The 11,864-nt window shown below is 37.5% G+C and carries 8 protein-coding genes; 5 read left to right on the top strand and 3 right to left on the bottom strand.

Annotated features, from left to right (window positions below; genetic code table 11):
* Positions 1 to 55 precede the first annotated feature (55 nt).
* The 3 genes from BM327_RS13510 to BM327_RS13500 are packed head-to-tail and all read left to right on the top strand — an operon-like array spanning position 56 to position 2,128.
* The gene (locus tag BM327_RS13510) at positions 56 to 529 is read left to right on the top strand and encodes a DUF6495 family protein (protein WP_090251610.1); all 474 of its coding nucleotides are present in this window, start codon (positions 56 to 58) and stop codon (positions 527 to 529) included.
* A gap of 2 nt (positions 530 to 531) precedes the next feature.
* Positions 532 to 1,143: a suppressor of fused domain protein gene (locus tag BM327_RS13505; protein WP_090251606.1), complete on the top strand. Its 612-nt coding sequence runs from the start codon at positions 532 to 534 to the stop codon at positions 1,141 to 1,143.
* Between the two features lie 4 nt (positions 1,144 to 1,147).
* The gene (locus BM327_RS13500) at positions 1,148 to 2,128 is read left to right on the top strand and encodes a glycosyltransferase family 9 protein (protein WP_090251603.1); all 981 of its coding nucleotides are present in this window, start codon (positions 1,148 to 1,150) and stop codon (positions 2,126 to 2,128) included.
* A gap of 448 nt (positions 2,129 to 2,576) precedes the next feature.
* Here the strand turns inward: BM327_RS13500 and BM327_RS13495 are convergent, their stop codons facing one another.
* Positions 2,577 to 5,366: an alpha/beta hydrolase family protein gene (locus BM327_RS13495; RefSeq protein ID WP_090251600.1), complete on the bottom strand. Its 2,790-nt coding sequence runs from the start codon at positions 5,364 to 5,366 to the stop codon at positions 2,577 to 2,579.
* 263 nt (positions 5,367 to 5,629) lie between these two features.
* On the opposite strand from BM327_RS13495, the gene BM327_RS13490 reads away from it, so the two are divergent.
* On the top strand, positions 5,630 to 7,135 hold the full coding sequence (locus BM327_RS13490) for a T9SS type A sorting domain-containing protein (protein ID WP_090251596.1): 1,506 nt from the start codon (positions 5,630 to 5,632) through the stop codon (positions 7,133 to 7,135).
* 162 nt (positions 7,136 to 7,297) lie between these two features.
* Here BM327_RS13490 and BM327_RS13485 read toward each other — a convergent pair whose 3' ends face one another.
* Together BM327_RS13485 and BM327_RS13480 are read right to left on the bottom strand one after the other, a co-directional pair.
* Positions 7,298 to 9,658 (bottom strand): ribonucleoside-diphosphate reductase subunit alpha, encoded by a 2,361-nt coding sequence (locus BM327_RS13485; protein WP_090251592.1) that lies wholly within the window; start codon positions 9,656 to 9,658, stop codon positions 7,298 to 7,300.
* A gap of 36 nt (positions 9,659 to 9,694) precedes the next feature.
* Entirely contained in the window at positions 9,695 to 10,669 is a 975-nt protein-coding gene (locus BM327_RS13480; protein WP_090251588.1) for a ribonucleoside-diphosphate reductase small subunit, read from the bottom strand.
* A 532-nt stretch (positions 10,670 to 11,201) separates the two neighbouring features.
* On the opposite strand from BM327_RS13480, the gene BM327_RS15800 reads away from it, so the two are divergent.
* Entirely contained in the window at positions 11,202 to 11,843 is a 642-nt protein-coding gene (locus BM327_RS15800) for a ComF family protein (RefSeq protein WP_139230383.1), read from the top strand.
* Positions 11,844 to 11,864 lie beyond the last annotated feature (21 nt).

Here is an 11,864-nt window from a genome sequence, read left to right as displayed (position 1 = left end):
GAACTATTTACGCAGAAAAGCGAGGAACATCACCTGCATTTCTTAACTTCGCAGCATGAAATTTCGTTTATTAAACCAAGAAGAGAGAGCAGCTTTTGACGAGGATTTTAAACACTTCTTGATTACCAATGGAGTAAGCAATGAAGAGTGGCTTGAAATGAATGAGACTAAACCTCAAAAAGCCGAAGAGTTAGTGGCCATATTTTCAGATACCGTTTTTCAGAAAGTAATGGAAAAAATGAAATTCTTAGAATTGCGTGCTAAGGATAGCCTACTTGTGTTTAACTGTAGTAAAGATGAAATTGAATTGATCGGTATTCATCCAAAATCTGCAGATGCACCTGTTGATTTATCTACGCCGGAGAGCATACACGAAAGCTTGAGCCAAAAGGCACAAGAACTGCAATTCTTTAAGCACAAGAAAGGCTACAGTAAGGAAAGAGAACTAGAGGTTTTTGAAATGATAGAAAACGGATGTGTTCCTTCTCACGAGGCATTTTGGATGGCTTTGAATAAATCAATACAATAAGCATGACAGTTGTAGAACAAGAAATGATTAAGCGCTTTGGTGAAGGGAGAGTAATTCCCTACGAAGCAAAATCTGAAGATGAAGTTTCATTACTGATGCTAGAATTGGAGCTGCAAACTCCCGTAACTGTTATTATGACAAACGGATTGGCAGCCAAAGACATGCCCGTTCCTGAAAAATATAAAGACAGAAAACACTGTGAGCTTTATTTTTGCTTACCGAGTTACTGGGAATGGGAAGACATAGAAAACCCAAACATGAACTGGGTTTTTCCGGCCATACAACGCTTGGCTAAACATTTGAGGGACAATGATACGTATTACAATGCCGGTCATACCTTCAAAGCCAACAGAGAAGGAAATCCTATCTCTCAAACTATGAAGCAAAATCACCTCATATTAACAGATCCAATTTTACTTGAAAGAGAATTGGCTCCTATAGAAAATGAGGACGTCTACTTCTTTGCCATCGTACCTATTTTTGAAGATGAATTTGACTGGAAAAATGCCAAAGGTCACTTCAAATTTATGCGCAAATTTACCGGTAACAACCACACAGAAAAACTAGATGACTTTAGAGAATCTATTCGTAAAAGTCGTTTAAAACTGTTCTAAATCCATGAAGATACTCATCGTTCGTTTCAGTTCTATAGGAGATATAGTATTAACCTCTCCCATCATACGTTGTCTAAAAGCACAACTGGGCGAACGCGTAGAAATTCACTTTTTAAGTAAGGTTCAGTTTACGGATTTGCTAATAGACAATCCTTTTATTGATAAGCTTTACACCATAAAAAAAGACATCAATGAAGTACTACCCGCATTACAACTAGAAGACTATACCCACGTTGTTGATTTGCACAAAAACCTTCGATCGAAACGATTAATCTCTAAATTAAAAGTTAAGCATACTAGTTTCCCTAAGCTAAATGTAGAAAAATGGTTGTTGACCAATTTCAAAGTCAACAAAATGCCTAAACTTCACATTGTAGACCGCTACTTCGAAGCTGTAAAAGTTCTAGGCGTTAAAAACGATATGAAAGGTTTGGACTTCTTCATACGTCCTGGCAATGAAGTTGACATTACCAAAGTGTATGGATTAGAAAATTACAAAGCAATAGCTATCGGAGCTCAATTTGCAACCAAGCGCTTGCCCTTTGAACAGCTGAAACAAATCATTGCTACATTGGAGGGAGATGTTGTTCTTCTCGGTGGTCCAACAGACACTGAACTAGGAGATCAGCTCAAAGATTCTTTAACTGATAAATCCATTCTTAACCTTTGTGGTAAACTTAATTTACAGCAAAGTGCTAGTGTACTTAAGCAAGCTTCTGTTTTACTGACCCACGATACAGGTTTAATGCATATAGCCTCAGCCTTTGAGATGCCTATCGTGTCTGTATGGGGAAATACAGTTCCTGATTTAGGAATGTACGCCTACATGCCTGCTAAACCAGAGTTGGTACATATACATGAAGTAAAAGATTTAAAATGTAGACCTTGCTCGAAGATAGGATACAAGGGGTGTCCAAAAAAGCACTTTAATTGTATGGTTAAACAGGATGTAGAGGAGATTGTTCGTGATGTGAATGGTTACTAAAACAAGGGATTACACATCTTTTCACCTGAATATCCGCCATTCTGCCGAATGGACCTCAATGACACCTTGAAAGCTACATCTAAATGAGACAAATAGACCAGAAATAGTGGCTTTTCTTACCAAACCATGTACGAGATAAAGATTTAAAAAGGATAAATTTATACACTGTCTTTTTTCATCGTAACAAGTAGCTGCTTAGCTTTATAATCAGGTGATAAGCTATCCTCTTTCTTTTTAAAACGGTTTAAACTTCCCCTTCATTCGGCAACATAGCGGATATTCATACAGGACTTTTCTAAAACCTCCCAAACCCCCACTAAAACCAACTCCTTTCACTTCCTTCTCACCACCGCAAAACTCCTAACTCGTAATTCATTACTCATAACTCCTAACTAAAAAAAGGGTCCCCTCTCGGAAACCCTTCTTAATATATTGTCAAATACCTTTTTTATTTCTCTTCAAGCTCAAGTTTGTAATCTACTCCCTTGTCCAAAGCTGGAATTCCATCTACTAACCACTCAGGAGCTGGAGCCCCTAATAAATAGTAATCAAAGAATTGACGCATTCTAATACTTAAATCCATACGGTTGGCATTCACCATCAAATTGTGTCCGTCACCATTGTAGTTTAACATCCATACGGGTTTACCCAAACGCTTTAAACCAACAAACATCTCAATTCCTTGGTACCATGGAACTGCTCCATCATTGTCATTGTGCATAATCAATACGGGAGTCTCCACATTTGGTAAATGGAAAATTGGCGAGTTCTCTACATATAATTCTGGCGCTTCCCAAATCGTTTTACCTATTCTAGACTGCGTTTTTTCATATTGGAATTGACGGTTTAACCCACTTCCCCAACGAATTCCTCCATAAGCTGAGAACATGTTAGATACTGGCGCTCCCGCCATTGCTGCAGCATATCTATTGGTCATCGTAATTAATTGTGCAGTTTGGTAACCACCCCAACTTTGTCCCTGAAGTCCCATACGGGTAGAATCTACATTCGGGTATAATTCCAAAATTTTATCCGTTCCACTCATAATACAATCGTAAGCGCTTTGAGCGGGGTGACCTTCTTCGTATCTCACATCTGGGAAAAACACCATGTATCCAGCTGAAGCGTATTCTGTTGCAAATATGATAGAAGCTGTTGGTCTCGGTGCATAATGATTGTGCAATTCGTCTGAGTACAATTCATAGTAATACACCAATAATGGGTAAGACTTCGTAGAATCATAGTTCTCGGGTTTGTACAACAATCCATTTAAACTATCTCCTGCATAACTTGTCCAATTCACCTGCTCAACGGTAGCCCAATTGTATTCACTTTGCTGCGGATTTGCGGTAGAAACTTGCTCGGTCGACTTAAAATTATCCTTTGTTACTTTAACATCCGGGTAGTCTTTGATAGACATCTCTCGGTAAACAATTGTATTTCCTTCCTCTGCTTTGTGTAAGTATACTATGGCGTGATCTGTAAAATACATCTCTTTTACTTTTGCATCCTCCTTAAATGAATCTATAGTAAAAACACCTTCTGCTTTAGTCACTTTATCGAATGCTTTTACGTAAGCATTGTCAGCAGCAAAATACGTACTGTCTCGCTCCCATTGGTTGATACGGTAAACCACCTTATTTTCTTTACCCTCAGTTATTCTTCTCAAGGTGTGTGCCTCTATATCGTAATACCAAACATCAAACTCTGAATTCAACAAAATTCCTTCTTCATTTTCTGTATATCCTGTTACGCCAATAGGACCTGCCATTGCGGGCATACCATTCATGTCTTCTAACCAATTTACTCCAGGAGCTAAACAAGTGATACACTTTTCAGTTCCCACATTTAGGTCTTGAATCACTATTCCCGTCGTATCGAAATACAAGAAATATTTCCCCTGTGGAGAGAGACCGAAGTTGTATCCCACCTTTTTCTTCAATAAACGTGTTTGCCCAGTTTTCACATCAACCGCATAGTAATCAGAAGGCCAAGGATACTCCCAATTATAGGTTCCAGCGTAAGATTCATTCGAAGTTCCTAATGCAACATCACTGTTGCCATGATCCAATATTCTAACATCCAAGGTATCATTACTTAATAGCACAAATGCATCCTTATCTCCTCTGTGGTGAACTACCATAAAGGTTTTTCTTTCTTCCCACGATTTATACAACAACTGTTGCGGCTGTAACTGCTTATCTTTATAATGCCATAAATCTAAGGTTGCTTTTTCCGAAGCCAACAAAGTATCTTCAGGCTCTTGTTCTGGAATATCAGCTATTCCAAAAAACAACTTACTTCCATCTCTGGAATAAGAAGGTGCTGCGAAATTAGAAACAGTTTTTCCTAAAAGGATTTGTGTAGTTGTATCTACGAGTTTCGTTAATTGATCTTGCGCTATATCCCATTCGTATAAATCAAAAACTTTATTTTCTTCAACTGTATCTCTACTGGCCAAGAAGGCGATAAAATTTCCTTCATAGTCCATACCATAATTACCCAAAGCTGTAAATGCCGGAGATTTAGTGAGGTGCTTCTCACTAGCCAAATCAAAAACAAAAATGAAACTGCTGTCTGCTCCATTTATCTTAAGGTTTTTGGTGTACAAGAAATATTTTCCATTCTTTCCAAAACCGTAATCACTAACATCTCCAAAACTATGGTCAGCACCTGTAATAGGGTTGTATAGATTTAATTGTTTTCCTTCACTTGTTATTTCAGGACCTTTATTTTTCTTTTTAAATAATCTAAAACGCTTCTTCTCTACTTCCTTTTCTAGGTTTTCGGTGCGTAAAAAAGCCATCCAATCGTTGCTTTCGTTAACCTGGTAAGAAGCTACATTTGCAAATTTTCGAATGGAATCACTTTCCAACCAAACCACAACCATACTATCCTTTACCCAATTTTGTCTTTTAACCTTCTCTAATTCTAAGGTTCTAAGTGTATCAAAACCAGGCGATATTCCAGCAACTAAAAAAGAACTATTAGCACTAAATACTGGGTTTTGTGCGCGTTCTACGGCGTTTTGATGTTTCGTATCCGTATTGTACCAGTACAAAGTTCCGTCTCCTCGGTGAGGGTCAACTTGATAGGCTACCCACTTACCATTTTTTGAAGTCTCTGTGTTGCGTACAGAATTCCATTCATTGTATACTGTGTGATCCAGTATTTTCTTTTGTCCTACAGCGCTACCAACTGCTGTAAGCACACATAATACTAATAGTCTTAGTTTCATTTGGTTTTGATTTTCCCCAAAAATAGTAAAACAAAAGCACTCTCAAATCTCAACTAAATCTTCCGGTATGAAACATTGGACTTAACTTCAGAACTACACCTTGATAATTTCGAATCTAAAATTTTCAATTTCAAAGCCAATAACGTCAAGCTGTTATTAAATCTAAACAAGTACTTACCTCCGGGAAGAATAAAAAAATTGAATTAAATGACGAGTCACACTATAAAGTTATCTACCTTTAGTATCCACCAAATCAACATTGTATGAAAACTCTAATTCAAACTATTCTCATCTTATTAAGCTTTTATACCTGCGCTCAAAACTTTGATTACTACCCCTTTCATGGAAAAATTCAATTTGAACCTTTGGACGGAATAGGTGAAACCACCTTTCTTTTCCATAGCCCAACACAACCCATCACCCAATTAAGTAGTTTAGAACCTAGTCCTAGCGACATAGACAGCTGCTCATCGGGAGCTTCTTTTTACAGCCCTGCCGTTATCTACAACCTTGATAATTGGTTAGGTTTAGAAACGTTGACTTCGCTTCAGAACAACGGTTTTCAACTCACCTTTAGAAATAATAATAGGGATGCCATTACCACCTATTTCACACAAATCATAGGTGATTCTACTTTACTGTATACCGATACGAATATGGTTAGCTACTACTTAAAACTGGATCATAAATCTGAAGAGCTTATATACGGTAATCTCGACTCTGTTTTAACTTACACCATACACAAATACGACAATTCAGGGATTTCCCTTACTCATAATTTTGGGATAGAACCTATACAACTTTCAAAAAATTATGGTCTTACTGCGTTTATAAACTTGCGTAATTTCCCTTCAACACAAAAAGAATTCAGGGCGATAGGAAGCTATGAAAACCAAGTTATCTATGGAGATTACCCCCACATCACTTTTGATGAATTATACCCATGGCAGCCTGGTGACACTTTGATTTACAAAGGCGTAACGGCTCCTGGTGTTGGAACGTTTACAGAAACCTATGTAACTTACATTATTACCTCCAGGGTTGAAAATAATGGATATGTTGAAATATACTGGGACAGAGATGTATTTCACTACCAATATCATAACAACCAGGTTGCTAATATAGATACTACCACAATTGATTATACGGTAGAATATCCGAATCCCATTAGTTTCGTTAGTGGCAAAGTAGCCTATTCCTCTGCTCCAGTAACATACACCACCCATTATCAATTCCAACAGGGAGAGGTTAATTTTTACGGCGATTTGTACCCCACTTACAAAAAAGTAATTGATGCCTTTAACATTGAGGGCTACTGTCCATTTATAGATAGAATTATTCCTTATTACACATGGGAAGTCTCCGGTACTTTTGAGGGGTATACCTACACAGCAAATTTTGGTCAAACAGAGAAAAGAAAGTCATACTATCCAGATTTATGGACAAATTATGACACTTATGCCGAGCTAATATATGCGAACATAGGTGGCAATAGAATTGGAACAAAAGTGTATTTAAATAGTGAAAATCCGCTTGCTAAAACATTCGTGGTATATCCAAACCCGGTTGAAGACCTATTAACGATAAAAAATACGGAAACTCTAACTTCCTGCTCCATAACAGATTTACAAGGTAACTTACTCCTAAGGCAATTATGTTCGAATGGTCCTATAAACCAAATTGACCTCTCAGCCTTTCCTGCTGGTGTCTATCTGCTTCAATTGGAAAGTGACGCAGGAATCACATGTCAAAAAATCATTAAAAATTAGACAAAAAAAACGCCCCAAAAACATGGGGCGTTTGCATTGCGTGGTTTATAAAAACGGCACAATTATTAACCTTTACGCAGTATTGTTAAAATGACTGGGTCTCAAATTTTCGAGTTATGCCGCTCAAGCCTTTGATTATGACCCTATCATTTCCCTCAGATATCATCCTGAACACATTTCGCAGTTATCCGGATCATCTAAAGAACATGCAATTTCTGCTTGTCTTTGTTCTTCCGTTTTCGCTACTACTTTGTCTGCTGTAATTGATTTGTCTACTGTAAACTTAATTGCGTCTGTTGCAGCTTTCGTTCTTAAGTAGTACATACCTGTTTTCAATCCTTGTTTCCATCCGAAGAAGTGCATAGAAGTTAACTTACCGAAGTTAGCGTTCTCCATAAATACATTCAACGATTGAGATTGACAGATGTAAGCTCCTCTATCTGCAGCTTGTTCGATAATCTCTTTTTGAGATAACTCCCATGCTGTTTTGTATAGGTCTTTTAATTCTTGTGGAATCTCAGAAATGTTTTGTACAGAACCATTAGAAGCCATCAATTTTTGACGCATTTCGTTGTTCCATAAACCTTCTTTTACCAAGTCTCTTAACAAGTGCTTGTTTACGATAATAAACTCACCTGATAATACACGTCTTGTGTAAATGTTAGAAGTGTAAGGCTCAAAACATTCGTTGTTTCCTAAGATTTGTGCAGTTGAAGCCGTTGGCATTGGTGCTAACAACAATGAGTTACGTACTCCGTGCTCTTTCACTTCTTCTTTCAACACATCCCATTCCCATCTGTTAGATGGAGTAACACCCCACATATCAAATTGGAAAATTCCTTTTGAAACTGGAGACCCTTCAATTGTTTGGTAAGGTCCTTCTACTTTCGCCAAATCCTTAGAAGCAGTCATTGCCGCGTAGTAAATTGTTTCAAAAATCTCCTTGTTCAATTGTTTTGCTTCAGGAGAATCGAATGGGTAACGCATTAAAATGTACGTATCTGCCAAACCTTGAACTCCTAAACCGATTGGTCTGTGACGTAAGTTAGAATTCTCAGCTTCTGGTACTGGGTAGTAATTTCCGTCGATAATTCTATTTAAGTTCACTGCTGCTTGGTAAGTAACCTCGAATAATTTATCGTGGTTAAATACTCCATCCTCAACGTACTTCGGCAATGCCAAAGAAGCCAAGTTACATACAGCTACCTCGTCTGGTGCCGTGTATTCTATAATCTCTGTACACAAGTTAGATGACTTGATCGTCCCTAAATTCTGTTGGTTAGATTTCTTGTTCGCAGCATCTTTGTACAACATGTAAGGTGTACCTGTTTCGATTTGCGATTCTAATATCTTAAACCAAAGATCTTGTGCTTTGATTGTTTTTCTTCCTTTTCCTTCTGCTTCATACTTTGTGTACAATGCTTCGAACTCATCTCCGTAAGTTTCAGAAAGTCCTGGACATTCGTGAGGACACATCAAGGTCCATTGTCCGTTTTCTTCTACTCGCTTCATGAACAAGTCTGGAATCCAAAGTGCGTAGAATAAATCTCTTGCTCTTTGTTCTTCCTTACCGTGGTTTTTCTTCAAATCTAAGAAGTCAAACACATCCGCATGCCATGGTTCCAAGTACATTGCGAAAGAACCTTTACGTTTACCTCCACCTTGGTCAACGTAACGTGCCGTGTCATTAAATACACGTAACATAGGAACGATACCATTAGAAGTACCATTTGTTCCTTTTATATAAGAACCTTTTGCTCTAATATCGTGAATAGCCAATCCAATTCCACCAGCACTTTGAGAGATTTGCGCGCATGATTGTAAAGTGTCGTAGATACCGCTGATGCTATCTTCTTTCATTGTCAACAAGAAACAAGAAGACATTTGCGGCTTTGGAGTTCCGGCGTTAAATAAAGTTGGTGTAGCGTGAGTAAACCAACCTTCAGACATCAAGTTATACGTTTTGATAGCTGCTTCGATATCGTGTTTGTGGATACCTACAGATACACGCATCAACATATGTTGAGGACGTTCAGCTATTTCACCATCTAACTTTAATAAGTAAGATCTTTCCAAAGTTTTGAAACCGAAGTAATCGTAACGGAAATCTCTATCGTAAATGATGCTTGAATCTAATCTGTCTTTGTTTTCCATAATAACGTTGTACACGTCATCGGCTAACAAAGCAGCGTTTTCACCTGTCTTAGGATCAATGTATCTGTATAAATCTTCCATTGCCTCAGAGAAGGTTTTCTTTGTCTTCTTGTGCAAGTTAGATACAGAAATACGTGATGCTAATAAAGCGTAATCTGGGTGATCGATTGTTTTAGCTGCTGCAACTTCAGCTGCTAAATTATCTAATTCAGTAGTGGTTACCCCGTCATAGATTCCTTCAATAACCTTCATAGCTACTCCTTCTGGAGATACTAATGGGTCTAATCCATAACAAAGCTTAATAATACGGGCAGTAATTTTGTCGAATTTAATCGGCTCTTTTCTTCCGTCTCTCTTTATAACGTACATGGGCGCGTGTTTTTGGTGTTTCTCAATAATTGGTTCTTAGAAGTCCTCATCCATAGAGAATGATTGTCCTTCATTTCCTGACATTACTCCTGCTTTTTGGTACTCTCCTACTCTCTTCTCAAAGAAGTTAGTTTTCCCTTGGATAGAAATCATATCCATGAAATCAAACGGATTTGATACATTGAATACTTTTTCACATCCTAACTCCGCAAGTAATCTATCAGCAACGAACTCAATGTATTGCGACATCAATTCAGAGTTCATCCCGATTAAACGTACAGGAAGAGATTCAAGAATAAATTCTTTTTCAATTTCAACAGCGTCTAAGATGATGCTCTTAACCGTATCTGTTGAAAGTTTGTTATTCAAGTGGCTGTTGTACAATAAACAAGCGAAATCACAGTGCAATCCTTCGTCTCTTGAGATCAACTCGTTAGAGAAAGATAATCCTGGCATTAAGCCTCTTTTCTTCAACCAGAAGATAGAACAAAATGATCCTGAAAAGAAAATACCCTCTACTGCTGCAAACGCGATCAAACGCTCAGCAAAACTCCCTTCGTCTATCCAACGCAAAGCCCAATCTGCCTTCTTACGAACACAATCCATCGTTTCGATTGCGTTGAACAATTGATTCTTTTCTTTAGAATCTTTAATGTAAGTATCTATTAATAATGAATACGTTTCTGAGTGGATGTTCTCCATGGCGATTTGGAAACCATAGAAGAATTTAGCCTCTGTATATTGCACCTCGGCAACAAAATTCTCTGCCAAGTTTTCGTTAACTATCCCATCTGATGCAGCAAAGAATGCTAAGACGTGCTTGATGAAATGACGCTCGTCGTCATTCAACTTGTTTTCCCAGTCGATTAAGTCTGGAGATAAATCGATTTCCTCAGCAGTCCAAAAACTTGCCTCAGCTTTTTTGTAGAACGACCAAATGTCGTCGTGTTTAATTGGGAAGAGAACGAATCTGTCCTTGTTTTCCTCTAAAATTGGTTCATTTTGTGCCATTTGTTTAACCTTTTTTAGTGCAATATTTATCTAATAAGCAAACAACTCTTGTTTGCCCTGTTTATTAGTCTTAAAATTTTACTTGTCCTCTAATTATTTGGAAAGAATTTCTCGAATCAGTCATTCATTTGAGGCGTGTACAAATGTTGCTAATTTTTTGACATCAATCAACTAAAGAAATTCACAATTTTCCAACTTTATCCACATTGAAGATTGTAAACCCCTGACTTGTGGAAGGAAACCGGATTATTAACATCTGCTTAAAAGATATTCACATAAAATTAATCTAATTTCTTTAGAAATTTTTTCTCCGCTTAGAAGCCCAGTAAAACCACTTACTAATGAACTTTTTATAAAATTAATGACTTATCAATCAAAATCTTAGGAAATTTTTAAGTATATTTTCCAACATCAACTTGTTTAAAGAAATAAACAAAAAAACCGCCTTTTGTCTCGATTAAATAAGCTATATTATCAAGTTACGAAAATAGGAGAATCTCTACTGTCAATTCCATTTCCTAACCGCTGTTTTGTGTGTGAAAAGGACCTCCCTTATCAACAAAAATGCTTATGTATTGATTGTCATGATAATCTACGATTTACCCACTTCGAACAACAAGGGAAAAACGCTTATATCAATGAAATTTTTTACGGTCGGGTTTATTTAAATCTTGTCCTCTCTCTACTTTATTTCAAAACCAATTCAAGTACACAAAATATACTTCATCAAATAAAATACAATCACGGAAAAGAACTTGCCATTTACTTGGGTCAACTCATGGCCGAAAAATGGAAAGCTTCTCCTCATTTCGAAGCATTTGACGGAATCATTCCCGTTTCCTTACACGAAAAGAAACACTTTAAACGCGGATATAACCAAAGTAAACTACTTGCTCAAGGTTTGAGTGAAGTCTTTGAAATCCCCATCTACGACAAGGTGCTTTACAAGGGGAAGCACAACAGTTCACAAACCAAAAAATCACGTGCAGAACGCATAGATAATGTGCGCAAAGTATTCTACGTAAAGCACGCAGAAAGCATAGCCAACAAACATATTTTATTGGTGGACGATGTATTAACAACAGGTGCCACCCTAGAAGCCTGTGCCCTCACTTTAAAAGAAAGCGTACCCAACCTCACTATAAGTATTTACACCTTGGCCTACGCACAATAATCACGCGGAAAACTGATATCT

The sequence above is a fragment of the Lishizhenia tianjinensis genome, assembly GCF_900116425.1.
Lineage (GTDB): Bacteria > Bacteroidota > Bacteroidia > Flavobacteriales_D > Crocinitomicaceae > Lishizhenia > Lishizhenia tianjinensis.
Note: the sequence above shows the minus strand (reverse complement) of the source record. Positions and strands in the feature narration are given on the sequence as shown.